At 64.8% G+C, this 20,695-nt stretch carries 20 protein-coding genes; 8 read left to right on the top strand and 12 right to left on the bottom strand.

Annotated elements, in window-relative coordinates:
* The first annotated feature begins 181 nt into the window (after positions 1-181).
* Together QOD90_RS28845 and QOD90_RS28840 are read left to right on the top strand one after the other, a co-directional pair.
* The gene (locus tag QOD90_RS28845) at positions 182-394 is read left to right on the top strand and encodes a hypothetical protein (protein WP_526355560.1); all 213 of its coding nucleotides are present in this window, start codon (positions 182-184) and stop codon (positions 392-394) included.
* A gap of 42 nt (positions 395-436) precedes the next feature.
* Positions 437-781: a hemophore-related protein gene (locus tag QOD90_RS28840; protein WP_526355558.1), complete on the top strand. Its 345-nt coding sequence runs from the start codon at positions 437-439 to the stop codon at positions 779-781.
* A gap of 1 nt (position 782) precedes the next feature.
* Here QOD90_RS28840 and QOD90_RS28835 read toward each other — a convergent pair whose 3' ends face one another.
* Entirely contained in the window at positions 783-1,361 is a 579-nt protein-coding gene (locus QOD90_RS28835; protein WP_526355556.1) for a dihydrofolate reductase family protein, read from the bottom strand.
* A gap of 510 nt (positions 1,362-1,871) precedes the next feature.
* On the opposite strand from QOD90_RS28835, the gene QOD90_RS28830 reads away from it, so the two are divergent.
* On the top strand, positions 1,872-2,681 hold the full coding sequence (locus tag QOD90_RS28830) for an alpha/beta fold hydrolase (protein WP_526355554.1): 810 nt from the start codon (positions 1,872-1,874) through the stop codon (positions 2,679-2,681).
* A 352-nt stretch (positions 2,682-3,033) separates the two neighbouring features.
* Positions 3,034-3,873, top strand: a complete 840-nt coding sequence (locus QOD90_RS28825) for an alkaline phosphatase family protein (protein WP_526355552.1) — start codon at positions 3,034-3,036, stop codon at positions 3,871-3,873.
* 324 nt (positions 3,874-4,197) lie between these two features.
* Here the strand turns inward: QOD90_RS28825 and QOD90_RS28820 are convergent, their stop codons facing one another.
* A complete protein-coding gene (locus QOD90_RS28820; RefSeq protein ID WP_526355550.1) occupies positions 4,198-5,766 on the bottom strand; it encodes an RNA polymerase sigma factor in 1,569 nt (522 codons plus the stop codon).
* A gap of 518 nt (positions 5,767-6,284) precedes the next feature.
* On the opposite strand from QOD90_RS28820, the gene QOD90_RS28815 reads away from it, so the two are divergent.
* Complete coding sequence (locus QOD90_RS28815) at positions 6,285-6,740, top strand: hypothetical protein (protein ID WP_526355548.1); 456 nt, start codon at positions 6,285-6,287, stop codon at positions 6,738-6,740.
* A 322-nt stretch (positions 6,741-7,062) separates the two neighbouring features.
* Positions 7,063-7,380: a hypothetical protein gene (locus tag QOD90_RS28810; protein WP_526355546.1), complete on the top strand. Its 318-nt coding sequence runs from the start codon at positions 7,063-7,065 to the stop codon at positions 7,378-7,380.
* Positions 7,381-7,721: 341 nt separating this feature from the next.
* Here QOD90_RS28810 and QOD90_RS28805 read toward each other — a convergent pair whose 3' ends face one another.
* Complete coding sequence (locus QOD90_RS28805; protein ID WP_526355544.1) at positions 7,722-8,540, bottom strand: ZIP family metal transporter; 819 nt, start codon at positions 8,538-8,540, stop codon at positions 7,722-7,724.
* Between the two features lie 499 nt (positions 8,541-9,039).
* On the opposite strand from QOD90_RS28805, the gene QOD90_RS28800 reads away from it, so the two are divergent.
* Entirely contained in the window at positions 9,040-10,167 is a 1,128-nt protein-coding gene (locus QOD90_RS28800) for a VIT1/CCC1 transporter family protein (protein WP_526355542.1), read from the top strand.
* A gap of 789 nt (positions 10,168-10,956) precedes the next feature.
* The gene (locus tag QOD90_RS28795) at positions 10,957-11,145 is read left to right on the top strand and encodes a hypothetical protein (protein ID WP_526355540.1); all 189 of its coding nucleotides are present in this window, start codon (positions 10,957-10,959) and stop codon (positions 11,143-11,145) included.
* A 131-nt stretch (positions 11,146-11,276) separates the two neighbouring features.
* Here QOD90_RS28795 and QOD90_RS28790 read toward each other — a convergent pair whose 3' ends face one another.
* From QOD90_RS28790 to QOD90_RS28750, 9 genes are all read right to left on the bottom strand, one after another.
* On the bottom strand, positions 11,277-11,606 hold the full coding sequence (locus tag QOD90_RS28790; RefSeq protein ID WP_526355580.1) for a putative quinol monooxygenase: 330 nt from the start codon (positions 11,604-11,606) through the stop codon (positions 11,277-11,279).
* A gap of 31 nt (positions 11,607-11,637) precedes the next feature.
* The gene (gene groL, locus QOD90_RS28785) at positions 11,638-13,284 is read right to left on the bottom strand and encodes a chaperonin GroEL (protein WP_526355538.1); all 1,647 of its coding nucleotides are present in this window, start codon (positions 13,282-13,284) and stop codon (positions 11,638-11,640) included.
* Positions 13,285-13,323: 39 nt separating this feature from the next.
* Complete coding sequence (locus QOD90_RS28780) at positions 13,324-14,349, bottom strand: NAD(P)-dependent alcohol dehydrogenase (RefSeq protein ID WP_526355536.1); 1,026 nt, start codon at positions 14,347-14,349, stop codon at positions 13,324-13,326.
* Positions 14,346-15,095, bottom strand: a complete 750-nt coding sequence (locus QOD90_RS28775; protein WP_526355534.1) for a metal-sulfur cluster assembly factor — start codon at positions 15,093-15,095, stop codon at positions 14,346-14,348. Before QOD90_RS28775 ends, QOD90_RS28780 begins: the two co-directional genes overlap by 4 nt.
* Complete coding sequence (locus tag QOD90_RS28770) at positions 15,092-16,138, bottom strand: amidohydrolase family protein (protein ID WP_526355532.1); 1,047 nt, start codon at positions 16,136-16,138, stop codon at positions 15,092-15,094. The genes QOD90_RS28775 and QOD90_RS28770 overlap by 4 nt, the downstream gene beginning before the upstream one ends.
* A gap of 39 nt (positions 16,139-16,177) precedes the next feature.
* Positions 16,178-16,519, bottom strand: a complete 342-nt coding sequence (mimD, locus tag QOD90_RS28765; RefSeq protein ID WP_526355530.1) for a propane 2-monooxygenase effector subunit MimD — start codon at positions 16,517-16,519, stop codon at positions 16,178-16,180.
* Positions 16,516-17,622, bottom strand: a complete 1,107-nt coding sequence (locus QOD90_RS28760; RefSeq protein WP_526355528.1) for a ferritin family protein — start codon at positions 17,620-17,622, stop codon at positions 16,516-16,518. Before QOD90_RS28760 ends, mimD begins: the two co-directional genes overlap by 4 nt.
* A 35-nt stretch (positions 17,623-17,657) precedes the next feature.
* A complete protein-coding gene (locus QOD90_RS28755; RefSeq protein WP_526355526.1) occupies positions 17,658-18,701 on the bottom strand; it encodes a 2Fe-2S iron-sulfur cluster-binding protein in 1,044 nt (347 codons plus the stop codon).
* A gap of 85 nt (positions 18,702-18,786) precedes the next feature.
* Positions 18,787-20,415, bottom strand: a complete 1,629-nt coding sequence (locus tag QOD90_RS28750; RefSeq protein ID WP_526355524.1) for an aromatic/alkene/methane monooxygenase hydroxylase/oxygenase subunit alpha — start codon at positions 20,413-20,415, stop codon at positions 18,787-18,789.
* Between the last annotated feature and the right edge of the window lie 280 nt (positions 20,416-20,695).

Below are 20,695 nucleotides of genomic sequence, written 5' to 3'. Positions count from 1 at the left end.
ATGAAACGGCCCAAAACGCGTCCGCGTCGTCCCCCGCGTCTTATTCTGCGAGAAGCGGTTCGGCCAGCCGGCAGACGGTCGACGGCAGCAGACCGTCTAGCCCAGGGGGGCAGCACACGTGCGAACGAGACTACATTTCCTAAGTTTGGGATTCGCCCTGACTCTGATATCCGTCGCCGTCGTGACCGCCTCACCCGCGGCAGCGGACTGCACCAACGCCGGCGCAGCGACCGTGTGCGCGCAGGGCACCGTCCGCGGCGGAGGCCCGGACGCCCCGACAGCGGGTCCGGTCTACCCCTCCTACTGCGCCGATCCCTGGTACTGCGACGACGGCTGGGGTCTCGACATCTCCCTCGGCCCCATCCGCCCAGGCGGTATCGGTCCACGCCGCTGAACAATTCGTTGTATCTCCACCCAGCCGATCAAGGAGTTTCACATGTTCGTTCGTAGTCTGATTGGCACCGGCATGATCGCCGGCGCGATGCTCGCCGGCACGTCGGCAATTGCCGCCGCCGATCCGCCGAACTGCACTGCCGCCGACCTTGCCGGCGTCATGTCCGGCGTTTCCGCGGACACGTCGGCCTACCTCTTCACCCATCCCGAGGTGAACGACTTCTTCACCGGCCTCAAGGGCAAGTCTCGGGACGAGATGCGCACCGACATCGATGCGTACATGGAGTCGAATCCGCAGGTGCGCGACGAGCTCAAGAACGTCAGGCAAGCGGCGACCGACTTCCGGGATCGCTGCGACGCACCCTTGCCCGACATGCCCTTGGCATAGCTCAAACGTGCAGCTTGGGCCGGTAGACGAGCTCTTGAGTCCGGCCGTCGAGCGTCCGGCTCTCGACCAACTCGAGGTCGAAGTCGGCCCCACCCCGGAAGATCGGGTCATCACCGGTTTGACCGGTGATCACGGGAAAGAGCGTCACCTGGACGTAGTCGACTAAGCCGGCGGCCATCAGCGCCCGATTCATGGACAGACTCCCGTGCGAGCGCAACGGAACCGCGGACCGTTCCTTGAGGTTGGCGACGACGTCGACGGCGTCGCCGCTCGCGACGGTCGCGTCGGGCCAGTCGAGCGGTCCATCGAGGGTGGTCGACACCACCGTCGCTGGCAGACTCCTCATCCGGGTTACCCACGCGTCCTTCACCGACTCTTCCGCGCCCGAGGCCAACATCTGCGCAAACGCTCGATACGTGTTGGCCCCGAAGACCATTCGCTGCTCCGTCTCGTAGGAGGCGAGGCGGTGGTCGAGCAATTCGGGGCCCTGCTTGCCCCAATAGCCACCCCAGTCCCCACCGCTGACGCCGCCATAGCCGTCGAGGCTGGAGAAGACGTCGAAGGTGTAGGTGGCGGTCATGGTGTTCTCCTCCGAAGAGTCGGGTGATCGGCTGTCTAAGAGACAGACTGGAAGCCACAGGGAAACTCATCGCCGAATTCGGTGATTTCCCGTGAACCGTTGCCGACAATTCGTGCGAAGAAAAAGTTGAGGGAATTTGGTCGGCTGGTCGCTCCTAACGGTGAACGTGGCCCATCGGGCTGCGCCCGACGCAAAGGATAACGAGATGCCGGCGGTGACCTTGTCGCGAGCAGGGCACGGCGTCGAGACCGGAGACAAACTCAACCAAGGCACACCCCGACTGTTTGGGGTCAGCACCAAGTCGTCGCCGCCCTGCGGTCATGCGCCGCCACGATTTGCACATGCCCGACAAGTTCGGCCGACGGGATCACCGTGGCGCGCCATCGGGCAGGCGGATCGCACGTAGATCATTGCAACAGCCGTAGGTTTGGCCGACCGATATTGTTGATGCGCCAGCGGCACGTGTACCCGATTGGAAACCGAGTCTGGAGGACTCGTATGGCATGGACCTTGACTCAATCGTCTGAACTCGACGACGGCGTGGTGCGATGGGACTCCTACGGGGAGGGGCCGCCCGTCGTGCTCGTTCACGGCACGCCCTATTCGTCGTTCCTATGGCGCGATGTAGCGCTAGCGCTCGCCCGCCGCGGGCGGCACGTCTACGTCTTCGATCATCTCGGCTATGGCCAGTCCGACAAACACGAGGGCCAGGACCTCACCCTCGTGGCGCAGGGACGCAATTTCGCCGAGCTGCTACGCCGCTGGAACCTGCAGCAACCCAGCGTCGTTGCGTGCGATATCGGCGGCGCGATCGTTCTGCGAGCACTGTTGCTCGACGGCGCCGTGTACTCGGATCTGACGCTGTTCGATGCCGTCACCGGAGGAACTTGGGAGCACGGCCTTTTCGCTCTGATCCGCAACCACCACGCCGTGTTCGAACAACTTCCCGCGTACGCCCACGAAGCGCTGGTGACTGCGCACCTCCGCAATGGCACTCAGAAGGGTTACCGCCCCGGTGTTCTCGAAACGTATTTGGCACCATGGCTCGGCATCGACGGGCAAGCCGCGTTCTACCGGCAGTACCGGCAACTCAGCCAGACCGACACCGCCGAATACGAGCACCTACTGGACACCATCGACATTCCTGTCACCCTGCTATGGGGTCGTGACGATGCGATCCTGCCCGCACCGCACGGACAATGGATCGAACAACGGGTCACCAACCGCGGACTGACGTGGATCGATGACGCCGGGCATCTGCTACCCGAGGACGCACCCGCCCAACTGACCGAGCGATTGATCCAACACTTGAGTACCTGAGCTAAGTCGCGTCTCCTCGAAGTGCGGCGACCACCGCGACCGCAGGTGTCTGGAGTGCAGTCGGCAATGTAGATGGCTTCCCGCACGACGCGTCTGCGATCTGTCCCCGCCGCAGCCAAGGCAATGTCGATTGCGCGGACCCGCACCGGCCGCGGGGGACGATCCACTTCAGGACGTTGGAAGCGGCGGATGTGACGATCCGAAGTCGTGACGGAATTCTCTGTCAGATCTGGCGAGCAGGAAGGCGGGTCGAGGTCGACACCCAACTCGCCATCGTCGAGCGGTGCGCCGCCTCGATGTCGAACCGCGGCGATACGAAGGTGTCGCATGGTCGGCTCGTAAACTTTGACGCATGACGCCCTGGGTCCGCTTCGTCGCATTGCTCGCAACATGCGCGTTGTGTCCCCCGGCGCCGGCCGCGGCGGCGCCGCCCATCCCGCCGCCGGCGCACGTAGTCATCGTCGTCGAGGAGAACCACGCCAGCACCGGCGTCGTCGGCAATGGCTCCGCGCCGTACATGAACGCCCTCGCCGGCAACGGCACGCTCCTGACGCAGTCGTACGCGGTCAGCCACCCCAGTGAACCCAACTATCTGGCGGTGTTCGCGGGCAACACGTTTGGGGTGTCATCGGACGTCTGCCCGCTCGACGCGGGCGCCGCGCCGAACCTTGCCTCGGAACTCCTGGCGGGCGGCTTTACGTTCGGCGGCTTCGCCGAGGATCTGCCGCAAGTCGGCTCAACGATCTGCGCCGCTGGGAAGTACGCGCGAAAGCACGCGCCGTGGGTCGACTTCAGCAATGTGCCTGCGACGGTGTCGATGCCGTTCTCGTCGTTCAGCGCCCGCTCGGATTACGCGAGCTTACCGACCGTATCGTTCGTGATCCCGAATTTGGACAACGACATGCACGATGGCAGCATCGCCCAGGCCGACGGCTGGCTGCAGGGGAACCTGGCGGCATATGCAACATGGGCGAAGTCGAACAACAGCCTGCTGATCGTGACCTGGGACGAGGACGACGACAGCGCCGATAACCGGATCGCGACGATCCTCTACGGCGCCCACGTGCCGGTGGGCACCAACGCCGCACCGATCAGCCACTACAACGTGCTGTCCACGATCGAGGAGATGTATGGGCTTCCCAAGACCGGGCTTGCCGCCAATGCGCCAGCAATACTTGACATTTGGGCGTGATGCAGCGGTTTGACGGACCAATGCGATTGGTGTCTGGCAATGCTGTCCGTCATAGAGGGCGGTATGCGCAGCGCAGCCCGCGGTGGCCCTTCCATGCGAAGCGTCAATGGCGGAAACGACTGGATCCTGACAACCGCCAGCGACGGCGCCGGCGTGAAGGTGTCGGCCTGCCGCGCCCCCCGGCCGTCGATCATCTCCCCTACCAGCCGCGGGCCGTCGATGGGGACCGGGTCGCCGCCGCGGTGGCCGCTCGCATGACCACTCCATCGGCATCACGTCACGAAGGCGGAGTGTTGTAGGCCCCCTGATCATTGGCGACCTCCATCACCGAAGGGGAAGGGTGGTTACGGGCCCCGGGATCGTGCGGTGGGGAACCGCGGTGGGGACGAAGGTGGGCGCAGACGAGTCCTGCGGCGGTGCCACGGTAGGGATTACGCGGACCTGAGGGGTCTGGATTGGAATCGAGAGGTGCGGCACGGGTGTGGGAACGAAAGTTGGAGCTGGCGTGTGGGTTTCATTGGGATCGACGGTCGCAACAGTAGTGGTGCCGTAAGTGGGATCGACCGTGAACACGGTTGACGGAGAAGGGGTTTGGGCAGTGTCTACGCTCACGGGGTGATGACTGGGAGGGGAAGTCGGCACCGGTGTCATGGTCGTCGCGGTAAGCGAGGGTGGTGCGACTACGGCGACCGTGCTGCTGGCGCTCGGCGCTGGTGGCGTGGTGGCGGGGATTGACGAGGCCGATGTTGCGCTCGCGGAGTCGAAGTTGGGGGACGTCGGCGCGGTTCGGCTCGAATCGGCCGGTATGACGGACTCGTCGTGGTGGTGCACCCACGCAAACGTCAATCCCAGCGCAACCAGTGGCACACCGATCAACAGCAGCATCAACAGCGCCAGCCGACGGCCCACCTTGACACCGTCGTCGTCGAATTCGACGGGGTGTTGCCCAGAGTCGGCGGCGGCATCACCCAAAGCCTTGGCGTGGTCGGCCGGCTGCGCCATTCTCTGCATGGTCGCGCTGTCCGCCGCACCGTCGAGACCGCCGACAGTGGGGCCGACCAGCGGGGTGCTGGCACAGGTCAACTCAACTTCGTGCAGGGTGCGCTGACGCAGCCAGGCCGGTGCCGGAACGAAAACCGCCGACCCACCCAGCAACGCCGCGGGGTTGACCTGTCGGCGCCGGTCCTGTTCGCAGGTAGGACAGGACTGGATATGGCGGGCGATGCGCTTGCGCATCAGAGGGGTGAAGATTCCGTCCCACCCCGCGAGGACGGCGCACAACCCCGGGCAGCTGTCAGCACTCGCACGCGCGCCGCGTGCAACCAGCAGGGCACCCAAGGACCGTCCGATGGTCTCGCGTAGCCGTAAGACCATTGTGTTGGCGTTGGTATGACTGACCCCGAGGGCTTCCGCGAGTTCGGGTCCCTGAAGGCCGTGGCGATAGGACAACTCCAGCACGGCGCGGTCGCGGTCAGACAGCCCGCCAGCCGCTTCGGCGAGCAGGTCGGCCAGCTCGGAGCGCGCGGCCAGGATATCGGGCCCCGCGTCGGTGGACATCATGTCGGGTATCTCATCGGAGAGTTCCTCGCGGCGTCGATCCCGAATACGGCGCAGCGCTTCATTGCGAGCAATCGCGTAGAGCCACGGGCGCAGCTTGTCGTGGTCGCGCAAGCCGGACATTTGGGTTGCCGCGGTGCAGAAGGTGTCCTGGACGCAGTCCGCTGCGTCGTCACGATTGCGCAGCATGCCGATGCAGAAGTCGTGCAGACGATCGGCGTAACGGTCGTAGATCCCGGCGAACGCACCCATGTCACCGGTGGTGGCAGCCCGAGCCAGATCCGCGTCGGTGACGGTCGATCGGCCCGCGGTGTTCCAGTCGGGTACTGCGGTCATAGCGATCCGATCCTCGGTGCCGAGGTGGATCGGCACGGGTGTGCTCTGAACGAGTCAACGCGCTCGGGGATGCACAGGCAATACCAGTCGCACACCTCCGGCCTGGGCGTGGCCCGGGTGCCAACGATCCCGCCGACCGCACGGACCCGGCCGGCATTGGCTATGGCTTTGTTGGCGGTAGTCCGAGTCCGGTGGCTAGACCGGGAAACACGCTTGGGGCGGTCGGAGCGAGGGTGACCAGCAATCCCGGCGTCTCATACACCGGGCTAGCGCCAGTGATATCCGGCTTGGTGGGCGTAGCTTGCTTGCCGGGTATCTGATACACCGGGCTGGCGCCGGTGACATCCGGCTTGGTGGGCGTAGCTTGCTTGCCGGGTATCTGATACACCGGGCTGGCGCCGGTGACTTCCGGCTTGGTGGGCGTGGGCAGACCCTGCGCTGGAACCGGCGGGACCGTTGGGGGTGCGGCGGGGACCGGAGGAGATTGTTTCGCGTCGGCGTCGCCTCCGATTATCACCGTGAGACCCCCGCCCGAAGCCGCCGGCGCGGACGGGGCGGACGGCGCGGACGGCGCGCCGTTCCGGACTTCGGCGCCCGCGATCGTGCCCGGAGCGTTCGCCGCCGGCGGCAAGAGCACCCGCGACGGCACGGGAACCACGGGCGCGGCGGCCATCTCGCTTAGACCCGGCCCGTCGGCGGGCGGGACGACAGCCTGGACGGTGCTTGGCGTCAACACCGGGGCAGCCTGGGTGGCCGCAGGCTGGGACGTAGGTGAGCCGGCGCTCCCGAACAGCACCACCCCTAGTGCGGCACCCGCGCTGACCATGCACAGTGCGGCCGCGGCCCACGAGCCACGGTTTCCGGTAGACGATGCGGCCGCCGAATTCATCGTGGGCGCGGCGGGGAGCCAGGAGACGTCCTGCTCGGCCGACCAAGCCAGGGCACCGATCGGAGCTGCCGGCACGGCTTGGTAGGGGGCCGAACTGTTGTCACGGGGGACGTTCATGGCGGACTCCTTCGGTGGCGGCCCGGGCGGGCCGCTCGCATAGGTATGAGCAGTGAGCTGGCGCCGTTCGCACACTTTTCTGAAAGATTCCCTTCCCGGGCCGTCCGTCGATGGGGCGACATCGCAACGAGTCGACCATTTGTGAGGACTGCCCATCGCCGTTGGACGGCGAGCACGAACGCGCCCCGGGTAAAGCGCCGGATGTGAAAAGTGTGCGAATTGGCGGGTCCGGATGCTCTTACCACTGAACGACGCTCGACCGGAGCGGCGTCCCACCCAAGGAGAACGTCATGGGCACCACCACGTTTACCAGCACGAAGAGGACACAACGCCGCATCGGGGCCTTGCTACTCACCGGCATCGCCACGGGATTGTTCGGTCTGGCCGCGGCCGGCACCGCCGACGCCACCCCGGCGTACCCCGTCAACCCAAGCAACCCGATCATGGGTCGGGCCGCTAGTCCGGGAGCCACAGTGTCCTTGAACCCTCAGCCGCTGCCGCCGGGGCCCGACCGAAACCTCGGTGGTCGCGGGACTGCGGTGTCGTTGAACCCGCAGCCGCTCCCTCCGGGACCCGACTACCTCATGCTGCTGCCCGGTCGTGGGTAGCACCCGCGAGGCACCCAGGCTGACCGGGGCGCGGTAGGTGATGCGGCTCGCATCCGGTGCACGTCAATACATCCGGCCGGCGCGCTTGCCTCACCACGACGGGCCTCCCGCCCTAGCCGATGCACGGTGACCCGCGTCTGTGTGAACGTTGGGTGCACCAGTTCGGGCACACTTGCCGGACGCTCACGGCGATGGTCGTAGTGGGCCGACGGCACGCAGCGGAGCGTCTGCCGTCAACGTCGGTCGCGATGCGCTGGACTCGTTCACCGGGCTCATCCTGGGTGTCCCGGCCCGCAGCTTGGACGAAATGCCCCCGTCCCCACGTGCACAAGTGGCTGAAGTCAGGCGCCGGCGGCGGTGATGATGGCGTCGGTGGCGAAGCCGAGCAATAGTCCGGTGAAGATGCCCCATGTGGTGATGGTCTTGAGGTTGGCCTTGCGCGATACGGCCAGGAGTTCGATGACGACGTACAGGATGCTGCCAGCGGCCAATCCCAAGAACCCGATGGAGACGGTGTCGCTGACGAATCGTTGCCCGATCAACGTGCCGATCAGGGTGGGGCCCCCGCCGATGAGCCCGAGCAACGTCAAGAAGCCCCAGCTGGGCCGTCGGCCGGATAGCGGTGCAACGATGCCGAAGCCCTCGGTCGCGTTGTGCAAGCCGAATCCGATTACCAACATCACGGCCAGGCTGAGATCGCCTGCCGCGGCGGAGTTGCCGATGGCCAGTCCTTCGGCGAAGTTGTGAAGCCCGATGCCAACCGCGATCATCAGTGCCAGCCGACCCGAGGCGTCGGCCCAGGACACGCCCGTCACGTCCGCCAGCGTCGCAGCGCCCGGACCCCGCACCGTCGCTGCGCGGTCACGGTTGACGTGTCGGTCCACCCACACCAGCCCGAGCAACCCCACCCCGATACCGCCCGCCAGAACCAGACCGCCAACCTCTGCTGCGCCGAAGTCTCGGCGCCCAAGGGCCTCGTCAATGGGTTGCCATCCGTGGGTGAGGACATCCCAGACCAGGAAGATCAGGATGCCGGTCGCGACGGCGTTGAGGGCCGTGTTGACTTGCGGCGACGGTGCCCGCAGTCGACCGATCGGCAGGCCGAGGAAGATGGTGGCTCCGGCGATCAGGCCTAGAACGGTGATCTGGGCGGGTGACACGGCGACCGTTCTCCTCGGTATCCAAGGCGGGCATGACCGCCATTCGGACGAACATCTAGGGTAGCCTAACCTCTGGCGCAGTCCAGCGCCAAGGTCGCTCAGTAGCGCCCAACATCGCAGGCCGCCGCAGCAGTAACCGCCAAAGAACGACTCCGGCGCCCGAGCAGCACGGCGAGCCTCAGGTCTAGGCCCGGACCCGGCGACGGTAGGTCACTTTGTCATATTCGCGTCGCCGATGATGTTGGAGGTGGCAGACAGACGTTCGGTTGGAGCGGAATTCGAGGTTGGCGGAGCCGTTGCGGCCGCCAGCGCGCCTTCGGTGAACACGTGCAGGCGCGTGGCAGACGTTCATGGGTCAGCACTGTGGTGTTCCGCCCCGCCGATGTTGCCAATCAGTGCGGAACGTCCTCCCATCGTGAGCTTCGATCTGCTGGGACTTAGTCGAACGCCCAAGCCGATTGGTCGCCGCAGGCCCGGTTGTCGTGAATGATTCGTCGGTATGGACAGCAGCATTTTTGGTCGTGATCCCGAGGGCGCTGTCCCGCCTGAGAACGCGCGCCCGACGTCCTCTGATCTGCACCGCTGGCGCCAGTACTTGGCCGATGAGCAGGCCGAAGCGGCGGTCTACCGGGACTTGGCGGGCCGGCGCACCGGGGAGGAGCGCGAGATTCTGCTGGCGCTGGCCGATGCTGAGGGACGCCACGAACAGCATTGGCGCACGCTGCTCGGCGACCAGATCGGCAGACCTCGTCGCGCTCAGCTGCGCACCCGATTGCTGGGCTTTCTTGCCCGGCACGTCGGATCGGTGTTCGTGTTGGCGCTTGCCCAGCGGGCCGAAGACCGCTCGACGTACGACACCGACGTCGACGCCACCGCCGCGATGGCCGCCGATGAGCATATGCACGCAGAGGTGGTGCGCGCGTTGGCCACTCGGGGGCGCAACCGATTGTCAGGGACCTTCCGGGCGGCCGTGTTCGGGGCCAACGATGGCTTGGTCAGCAACCTGTCCCTGGTCCTGGGGGTCAGCGCGAGCGGGGTATCTCACCAGGCGGTGCTTGTCACCGGCCTGGCCGGACTGCTCGCCGGCGCGCTGTCGATGGGCGCTGGCGAATATGTGTCGGTCAACTCGCAGCGAGAACTGCTGCTAGCGTCCACCCCCGATGCGAGGGCCGGCTCAGCGCTGCCGAAACTCGACGTCGACGCCAACGAGTTGGCACTGGTCTACCGGGCCCGCGGCATGAGCGACTCCGAGGCGAGGGCACGCGCCACGGCGGTCCTCACCGCTGGCACGTTGGACTTCTCCCAGCAGCCCGACGACGGGGCGCCCAGCACCGAGGGGCAAGAGGCGGTCGGCACAGGGATTGGTGCCGCAGTGTCCAGTTTCTGCTTCTTCGCTAGTGGCGCCTTGGTGCCGGTGTTGCCGTACTTGTTCGGACTCCAAGGCCTGACCGCCCTGATCCTCGCGGCGGTCTTGGTGGGCGGTGCGCTGCTGACCACGGGTGTCGTCGTCGGCTTGTTGTCCGGTGGACCGCCGCTGCGACGGGCGGTGCGGCAGTTGCTCATTGGCTACAGCGCCGCGGCAGTGACCTATCTCCTGGGCCTGCTGTTCGGCGCCGGTATCGGCTAGCGACTGCGCTTCTCCCCGGCGCTCGATTGGCCGCCTGGCATTCGCACGCCATGGGCCAAACCCTCTATGTCACGGAGGGAGTCTGCCCGCCCGGGTTCGTCACGCTCGGCGTGGTGAACTTCGACGTGCATGGTGCGCGGCCGATCGTCGTTGGCAGTGATGCTGCGAAAGGTGATGCGCCCCTGAGTATTTAGTCAGACGGCACCGCTGGTGGACGCCGCCCTTCGCAACGGGGGCGCTTGCGTGGTGCCCTGCCTCGGCGCCGTCGCGGGTGTAGTAGACCCTATTGCCGTCTCGTCCGCGGGCCTTGGCGACGTACGCCATGGATCACATTCCACGATCTGCGGCACTCATACGCCACGGCGGCTCTGAAAGCGGGCCGGAAAGGTGGCCAGTGACCGCATCGGGCACGCCAACGTGGGCTTTTTCCTAGAGACCTATGCCCACGTCCTCAAGAAGGACGATCGCGAAGCTGCGGAGTAGGCTGCGTCGTTCCTGTTGGGGCCGAAGCTGTATCCCGCCTCGGACGCCGTTCGCGAGACGCGACGTTCACAACTCCGGTCACAAGTGCGGCGTGAAAACGGCCCCGGAGGGATCTCCGAGGGCCGTTCCATTTAGTAGCGGGGACAGGATTCGAACCTGCGACCTCTGGGTTTTGAGCGAACCGGTCGCCATCTTTCGAGATCCGTTGCGTTCCATACTTCGAGCTCAGCCGCGCTTCCGCGTCTACGTCGTGCGATATCGCGAAGGAACTGACGTTCACCGGCCGGATCGTCTCTGGCAGCGAGGGTGCAGTACCCAGATGCCATCCGCGCGGCGAAGCGGCTCTACGACGAGACGTGCACCGGTAACAACAGCGCGGCGGTCCTGGTGCTCGAGACCGACCTACAGGTCGGCATCCTCGGCAAACCCAACCAGGTCGCCGCCGTCACAGCCGGAATGCAAGGCCAACAAGCGATCTTCTCCAACCCAGAATGACCTCCCCCACTGCGCCGCCGGCACGGTCCATCAGGGGGCTAACCAATGGGCGTCGAGGGTCCATGATCGCGGCGCGACTCTCGCGGCGTTCGTGGTGGCTGGCCCGGTGCTAGCTGACAGGATCGGTGTCGCTAGGCGTGAGCAATTTCGAGCTCCCCCATCAGAGACCAATCCTCACCCGCCATTTCGGTGTGAATGATCCGCGGGGTTGCCTTCAGTGCCGGCCGCATTGCGGCAAGGCCTTGGTGGAAGTGATCGGAGTTGACGTGCGCGGCGCCGGCCTCGGCGTTCCGAAAAGCCTCCACGAGGACGTACTCGTCCCGATTGTCGAGGCTTTGCGACCACTCGAACCAGAGATTGCCCGGTTCCGCCCGGGTTGCCTCCGTGAAGGCTCTGGTCAATGACGGCCACCGGTCACGGTGGGATTCGTCAACCTGGAACTTGACCACGATGAATATCACCATTGCTCCAATCTGATTGCCGCAGTTGAGGTCAGTAGATGTTCGACGGCCGGATCATGCCTTCGGCGAGGTCACCGAACCCTGGGGCCATGATCGCTCCGGGCTGACCGATGATCTCCTCCACCACGGCGGTTTCGGTAGTGATCAACAGCGCGGCGATGGACGCCGCACTCTCCAATGCAGCGCGAGTCACCTTGAACGGATCGACGATGCCATCATCGAACATGTCGCCGTATTCGCCGGTCAGGGCATTGAACCCATGTCCGAGGGGTAGGTCGACGACGACATCGACCACGTCGTCGCCTTCGAACCCGGCGTTGATCGCGATCCACCGCAGCGGCTCAGCCAGCGCGCGGCGCACCACGTCGCGACCAATGGCTTCATCGCCGACCAATTCGAGCATGCTCAACGCACGGTGGGCCTGGGCCAGTGCAGTGCCGCCGCCGGAGACGATGCCGGCTTCGAGGGCAGCGCGTGTCGCTGCGAGCGCATCCTCCACCCGAAGCATGCGCTCCTTGAGCTCCACACTGGTTGCACCCCCGACGCGGATCACGGCGACCCGGCCCGTGAGGCGGGCGATCCGCACATCGAGGATGTCCTGATCGGCATCCAGCTTGGCCCTCTCGCGCTGAGTTTCGAGCTGGCTGACCCGAGCATCGACGCGGGCCTGCTCCCCGTGCGGACCGACGATGGTGGTGTCGTTCTCGGAGGCGGTGAGCCGATCACAAGAGCCGAGGTGTTCCCGGGTGATCTCGGCGAGCTCGATGCCGGTGTCCTTGGCTACCACATGTCCGCCGAGCGCCACCGCGAGATCCTCCAGTTCGGCGACCCGCCGATGCCCAAAGCCGGGCGCGCGCACCACCACCGATTGCATGGTCTTGTGCATGTTGCCCCCGACGAGCAGCTGCAGCGCCGCACCGTCGACGTCCTCGGCGATCACCACGAGCGGCCGGTCTGCACGCTTGGCCACCTCCAACGTCGGCATGATTTCCTGGACCTGGCTGATCTTCTTGTTGGTCAGCAGAATCAGCGGGTTGTCGAGCACGGCCTCCATCCGGTCATGATCGGTGACCATGTAACCGGAGATGTAGCCGTGGTCGAACTCGATGCCGTCGACGACGGCGACAGACAGCCCAGGGGTTTCGCTCTCATCGGTGGTGACCACCCCTGAGAGGCCGACGTGTTCAACGGCGCGAGAGATCACGTCGCCGATCGCCTCGTCGTCGCTAGCCGCCAGTGAGGCGACGCGGTGGAGATCCCTGCCTTGGACCTGAACGCTGTTCTCGCGCAATGCTTCGACGACGACCGGCACCGCACGTTCGATACCGCGGCGCACCCGCATCGGATTGGCGCCCGCGTCCACGGCCCGCAGCCCTTCCCGCACCATCGCCTGGGCCAGAACCGTCGCCGTGGTGGTGCCGTCGCCGACCACCCCGTTGGTCTTCATCGCCACTTCCTTGACCAACTGGGCGCCCATGTTGGCGAAGGGGTCACGGAGTTGAATTTCCCTGGCGATCGTCACACCGTCGTTGGTGATGGTGGGGGGACCGGTCAGCTTCTCCAGGATGGCGTTACGGCCCTTGGGGCCGAGTGTCACCTTGACGGCATCGGCGAGTGCGTTGACCCCCTGTTCGAGTCGAGCGCGAGCGTCTGAGTTGAACCGCAATTCCTTGGCCATGGTCGTAAGTTCCTTCCGGGTAGGCTGTTTGGTGAAGTGTCAGGGGACGAGGATCGCGCGGCCACGGACGTTGCCGTTGTCGAGATCGGTGATGGCGGACTGGAAGTCGTCGAGCGCGTACTTCTGCGTGTGCAGGTTGACCGAGCCGCGGGCGGCGAGCGCCATCAGGTCGCACAGGTCGTTGTAGGAACCGACCAGGTTGCCAATGAAGTTGATCTCGGTGGAGATCACGTCGATGGTCGGCACGTCGATGTTCTCGCCGTAGCCGACGACGTGGTAATCGCCGGCCCGGCGCAACATGGCGATGCCCTCACGGGTGGCGCCGCCCTCGCCGACGAAGTCCACCACGGTCTCGGCGCCATGACCTCCGGTGAGTTCGAGCACCTGCTCGACCTGAGTGCCGTCGGCCACGACGCCGTGGTCGGCGCCGATCGACTCGGCGAGCTTGAGCGCTTCGGGATTGCGGTCCACCACGATGATCTCGGCCGGCGACAACGCCTTCAGCACCTGAATCCCGATGTGCCCCAGCCCACCAGCACCGATCACCACGCAACGGTCGCGCGGTGTCAGGCGGCGGGCGGCCTTGGCGGCGGCGTGATAGGCGGTGAGGCCGGCGTCCGCCAGAGCGGCGACGTCCGAGGGCTCCAGCGAGTCGTCGATCTTCACCACGCTGCGCGCCGAGGTCTTGAGGTACTCCGCGTACCCGCCGTTGGTGTCGATGCCCGGGAATTGGTTCGCCTCGCAGTGCACGTCGTCACCCGAGCGGCACGCGCGGCACAGCCCGCACGTGATCAACGGGTGCACGATCACCTTGTCGCCCTCGGCCACGTTCGTGACGGCAGATCCAACGGCCTGCACCCACCCGGCGTTCTCGTGCCCGATCGTGTACGGCAGCTGAACCCCAGACTTCTCCGCCCACTGGCCTTCAAGGATGTGCAGATCGGTCCGGCAGACCCCCGCACCGCCGATCTTCACGACGACGTCGAACGGTCCGGTGGGCGTCGGTACGGGAACCTCCGCCATCTCGAGGTTCTGGTGGTATCCGACCACCTGGATGGCTTTCATCGCAGCATGCTCCTTCGGGTTCTGATGTTCGTGACGACGGGAATGGCGTTCTGGGGCTCGTCGTCGGCATAGCGGGTGGCCAGCAGCCCGCGGCAGAAGTGAGCGTTGCCTTCCATCGAGATTCGTACCGACTTGGCGAATCGCAACCGCAGCGGGACCGCCTCGGGCGCGATGGCCCTGCCCACGTCGTCGACCAGGACCCTGCTGTTCGGGCAGTTGCTCAAACCGATGGCGAACCGGCGGCGCAACAGCGCCGCCTTCGGCTTGCCTTCGGGCAGGTCGCGCAGCGTGAGACGCCCGATCTGGTCGACGTCCATCGGTGTCTGACGCAGCAGCGCGCCGATCGCACGCTCCATCGTCGCAGCATGGGCTTTGCGCCAGAACACATCCCGCAACTCGGCGAGGCTCTCCTCCGCCTCGTCGCCGAACGTGCCCAGGTAACCTGCATCTGCCGCGAGTCCGGAGTTGATCTTCTCGCTGTCGTGGTGATCATCGAGGAGCACCCGGACTTCCCCGATGTCATCCAGCGCCCGCAGTGCGTCCAAGGCGTCGGAGGCCATCAGATAGGCGAAGTTCGGCGAGCAGAACGCCGTCGGCAGCCGCAGATGGACGGTGACTCCGTCATCGTCGATGAACACCGAGCGTACGAAGCCGAGATCGGTGATGGGCTCGTCGAGCTCGGGATCGGTGACCGTGGCCAGCGCATCGAGGATCTCGGCATCGGCGGAGAGCACGGCGGTGGTCATAGCGACACGCTCTCCTTGGCCCCCGCGGCCACCTCGACGCCGCCCTGCCCGGCAGGCTCGGCGAGTTGCAGTTCAGCGGGGACGTCGATGTCGTAGAGTGCGGCGGCGTTGAGTCCCAGGATCTTTCGCTTCTGTTCGACCGTGATCGGGGCGTATTCGCCTTGCATGTCCTCGGGGATCTGGAAGTCGACGAACTTCTCGATGAGCCACTTGGGTGTCCACAGCGCGTAGTCGCTGGAGAACAGGATCTTGTCCTCGCCGATCCAGTAGAGCAACTCACCGATGATCTGCGCGAAGTAGCGGGGCCGGGTGTGGATGAAGGGAATCGCCACCGCCAGGCCACCGTAGACGTTGGACTCCTGGGTGGCGATCCAGCAGAAGTCCTCCAACCGGGGCAGCCCGACGTGTTCGACGACGAAATTCAGCTCCAGGTAGTCGGTGGCCACCTTGTCCACATCGGCCACGTCGAAAGCGTCCCGATCCAACGGCCGGATCGTGGGCCCCTTGTGGACGTGAATGTTCTTGATGCCCAGCTTGATGCACTCTTCGAGGTATCGCCGTGACCACGCCTCGTCGAGCTTGTACCCACGAGAATCGCCGTGCCACTCGGCGGTGTAGAGCTTGACGCCCTTCAGTCCGAACCGCTTGGCGTCGTCACGGAGTCGATCGAGGCCTGCCTCGCCGTTGCGTGGGTCGAAGTTGTGGTTGTAGGTCAGTTTGTCGGGGTGCCGTTCGGTGAGCGCGAACGCTTCCTCGGTCTGACCAAAGCCCTTGTAGTAGAACTCGCCGAGCTGGGCCGGCTGGAAGATCGCGTGGTCGACGTAGCCGTCTTCGAAGAGATCCTTCATCAGTCGCTTGCCACCCTGATAGAGGTAGTCCTCGTAGCTCCACACCTCGGACTCGGGCGATAGGTTCCGGTGGTAGTCGTAGAAACAGTCGATGAACTGCTTGCCGTGGATGTTGCGCTGGTTCTCCGGCCGGGCGTCCCACAGGGCGACGTGCCCGTCGACGATGAAGTACTTTTGTCCGTCTTTCTGATACATCTCAAATCTCCTGCCTTCTTGGCTATTTGCTTGGGTCGACTACTGCGCGGTGAGGTCGAAGCCGATGTACTCGGCCGCGTCCTCGGGGCTGGCAAACAGGATCGTCTTGTCGTCGAGATGGACCATGCGTCCGTAGTGCGTCGAGCTGATCTCCTCGAAGATCGACCCGTCGAACTCCTGGCCGAGGGCGTCGGAGAGTTCGTCGTAGTCGAAGTCCAGCAGGCGCACACCGTCGACCCGGATCATCGACGGATACTCGGTGAGCTCCACCCCGTCCTTAGCACCCATGACCTCGGCGACGACCCGTCCGATCGGTGTGTTCATCAAGGTGACGCCGCACATGTTGGAGAACTCGGTCGCTGCTCCGAATTGCATGGTCATTTGTCCAACTCCTCGGGTATGTCGAGCTCGAGGCTCTCGAGCACGGAACGGAACTTCGCCTTCGCCGCGTCGAGGCTCGACGCGAACGTCACCGGTTTGTCGGCGGGCGTCGACCAAATCGGTTGCAGCGCATACGCAGCCTCGAGGCAACGAGGCACCCAGATGCCCAACCAGTCCCCGAACAGAGCCTTGTTTGTCTCACCGTGCTCCGGATCACGCGTCAGTAGCCGGAACAAGTTGCGGGTGTAGTTCAGGTCACGGTCGTAGTCGTGCTCTCCGGTGCCGACGATGGTCGGGGTGATGTAGTCACCGTTGCGGGCCGCGATCTGCATGACCAGTTCACTGCGGAACAGCGAACCCATCAGCTGCTCGAAGACGATGTTGGTGGCGAACAGCAGTTGGCACCAATCCCCCACGGCCGTAAGTTGTTCGACGACTCCGCGGGTGGGCTGCCACTCCGGAGCCTCCTGCCACGCCGCTCGGTGTGCACCGCCGTCGAAGTTCTCAGAGGCCTCCGACAGGTCGAGGTTGAACAGCGCGAGGTCCTGGGCGAAGCGCATCTTGTGTGCGGCGTTGACCGCTACGGCCGTGTTGATCATGTTCGTCGGACCGGACCGTTGGATGGACGTGAAGACGTGCAGCGCGAGGCCGTTCTCGGCGTGCATCCAGGCTCCGACGTTGCGTTCGAGGAACGTCAACCAAGAGGAGTTCCAGCCGTCGTAGGCGCGGGCCCGTTTCGCGTTCTTCAGACAGAGTTCGACCTGACGAACCACCGCCGAGTTGTTGCGGAAGATCGTCTGGTTCCACTCCTCGTTCGGGTCCAAGAAGGAGTGCCAGTTCGACGACTTCGCCGTGGTCCACGCTTGCGGGTAGCCCCCGGGTCCGTCGCCGAATCCGTAGATCCAACCCTGGGTCAGGTGGCGATCCGGGTCGGGCTGGACGTCGACCGTGACGTCCTCGTACATCGTCGCGCGCAGCTTGGCCGGCTTGAAGTACGAGTAGCTGCGGCTCCTCGAGCTCGGAAACACGAGCGCGCCGGCCTCCGAGTCGGTGAACTCGATCTTCGGGAAGCTGCGTTCCTTGGTTTTCTCGGGGGTGGACATGTGATCCTCTCGGGTTGAGCTGAAACCGTTGCGGTCTAGCTGAATAGCGGGCTGGTGAAGCTGTCGTAGAAGACCTGGTCCTTGGGCACTGAACTGTTGTCGAGGAAGATCAATGCGGCGTCGACCATCGGCGGCGGTCCGCATAGGTACACCTCGGTCTTGCCGATGGTCGCTTCGTGGCGAGCGACGACATCGGTGACCATGCCCTCCTCGACGGTGACCGAGTCGGGTACCGAGCCGTCGGCCGACTCGGACAGACAGGCCACGAACTCGAAGTCGTTCAAACCCTTTCCGAGTTGCAGGATCTCGTCGAGGTAGAACAGGTCCGCGGCGGTGCGCGCCCCGTAGTAGAAACGGACCGGCCGGGTGTTCTCGCTCTCGTTCATGTGTCGCAGCAGCGACAGGATGGGAGCCATCCCGGCGCCGCCGCCGATGCAGACCACCGGCAGCACATGTCCTTCCTTGAGGGTGAAGGATCCGTAAGGTCCGGTCAGCGCGAGCTCGTCGCCGGCACTGATCTGGCCGTCCAGGAGGGCTGAGAACTTGCCGCCGGGGTACTTCTTGATCAGGAACTCGACTTCGTCAGTGCACGACTGGGTGGTCGCCATCGAGAACGACCTGTGTTCCTCGGTGCCCGGGATGTGCAGGTCGGCGTACTGGCCGGGTTTGAACTCGAAGATGGCTGGCTCGATGGGTGCCAGCCGCAGCGACACGATGTCGCGGGTCATCGGTTCGACCGCGATCACCCGGGTGCGCACGTCCTGGATCGGTATTCCACCGAGGAGCTCGTCCTCGTCGAAGTTGAGGAGCTCTATGGTGCAGTCGCTGAACGCATGTGACCGGCACAGCAGAACGAAGCCGTCGTCGACCTCAGAGTCGTTGCAGGCGAACGTCGAGTAGTTCTCCATCTGGATCTCGCCGTCGAGCACATAGGACTTGCAGGCCGAACAACGGCCCTCACGACAGCCGTGCATCAGGTGGATGCCTTGGCGGAAGGCGGCGTCGAGGATGTTCTCGTCCTCGCCGACCTCCATTTCGAGGTTGACCGGCTCGAAGCTGATCTTGTGCGAATCCGCCATGGCGGTGCCTCCTTGGGCCACGATCTGAGGTGGGTGATGACGGCGGGTGGCACCGCGTCGGCGCAGTGCCACCCGCCGTTGGTACTTAGACCGGAACTCCGCCGGCGCGGTACGCCGCGATGTGAGCGTCGCGCTCGTCATCGGACATCTGATTGAGCAGCACATTGGGGCTGTTGAAGGTGTTGCCCCGAACGTCGTCGAGAGTCCACATCTTCGACGGATCCAGATTCAGATGCGGCTGCCCGACGAGTGTCTTACCGTCATCGCGGACGTACCCGAGGTCGCTGACGATGTCGGCGAGATCCTTGCCGTGATGAAGCGTCTCCCATTCCCGGAAACCGGTGAGGCGCCCCATGTTCGGGGTTGGCCTGCCCTCGTACTCGTCGCGGAACGCCGTCGCGTCGGTCCAGTGGCAGGTCTCCGAACAGTACGTCCTCCACTGGCCGTCGACCTTGTCGACGATCATGTCCTCGCGGATCAGCGCGGGCACCATGCAGGTCCAGCAGCGGTGGGGGTACTGGTAGCCGACCTCCTCGAAGGCGATGGGCTTGTTGCGGCCCGGGTACGCCAGGCGGTTGTAGGCTTCCCACCACTTGCCGTACTTGGAGTACCAGCCCGGGTACTTGTCCTCGAACCACTCGAAGTCCGTGTCGGTCATCGTGTCGATGCGCCAGTAGTTGACCGGCCAGCCGGTGGCGAAGAATCGCGCCACCTCGTGCACGTAGCCCTTCTCGGTGATGCGCTTCCACGCCTCCTCGACCAGGTCGTGCGGAATGGTCAAGCCGTACTTCTCCAGTGGCAGAAGGTAACTGCGGTAGTAGTCGTCGTAGATCCAGCGCCGCCACATCTCGGCGTAGCTCTCGCGGTCCTTGCGACGGTCCTTGGTGCCGTACTCGATGAAGGTGCCGATCGCCGCGTCGACCACGCAGTGGTTGTTCCACCAGGCGTAGCGCAAGTCGCGTTCCAGCAGCGGGCGGTTGCGTTCGTCAGCCAGGGCCATCAGCAGGATCGAGTAGCCGTTGGAGATGTGGCGTGACTCGTCGGACTGCACCGAGTGGAACACGGTCGGCAGCAGGTAGTCGCCGTTGGCCGCGGCCTCGTCGGGCATGGCGACGAAAAGCGTGTTGGTGAACGCGGTTTCGGCGACCACAGTCAGGTAGATGTTGGCCGCCGTGATGGCGTCCCCGGTGATGAACCCCTCACCGAACTGACGGCCGATGGTGCCCGCATAATTGTTCGCGAACGCCTTCTCGGTCATGTCGAAGCCGGCCGGGTCGATGTAGTTGTTCATGTACAGCTTCTTGAGGTTCATCTGGATCGTCGAGTGCCGAACCTCGTCGATCATCTGCACCGCAAGGCCGTTGTGAATCTCCGGGTTGGGCACCGCGTCGATCGCCATCGGCATCGCCCTGGCGGCCGAGATCTCCGGGAACGGGATAATCGAGAGGAACAGTTTCTGCCATTCGAGCCAGCGCTGCTGGACCTGGCGGAACATGTTGCCGCGGATGGCGCCGTCCATCGCGCCGTACACCCGGTTGTCCTTCTCCTCCTCCATGGGGAAGTAGGACCGCATGATCTGCTTGAGCGGATCCTTCTTGGGGGCCTTCTCGAACGTGTAGTCGGTACCGAACCGGGTCGCCGGGGTGGCGAACGTCGGCTCCCACGTCAGTTCACTGATCTTCGCGTGCGCCTTGGTCAGGCTTTGTCTACTCAACGTGAGCCTCCTGATAGATGGGCCTTCATCCGCCGGGCTGGGGACGATGCGCCACCGATGTAACCGTGTGGCACGGCCCACAGGCGTCTCAGTCTGAGACGAGCGTCACAATCGAAAATTTTCGACGAACGTCCCCTCCAAAGCCGACCGGGATTCTCAAATTGAGACGTCGCACGCTCAAAGCATGCCTAAGCTGCCGGTTGCAGCCTTTTTAGGACCGAGGTACAGCCACCATGGTCAAAGATGCCGACATCGCCGTTGGCACGAGGCGCGCGAGGGA

This window comes from Mycobacterium sp., from assembly GCF_032161845.1.
Taxonomy (GTDB): Bacteria; Actinomycetota; Actinomycetes; order Mycobacteriales; family Mycobacteriaceae; genus Mycobacterium.
The sequence above is the reverse complement of the archived record's forward strand: the minus strand, read 5'-3'. Positions and strand labels throughout refer to the sequence as shown.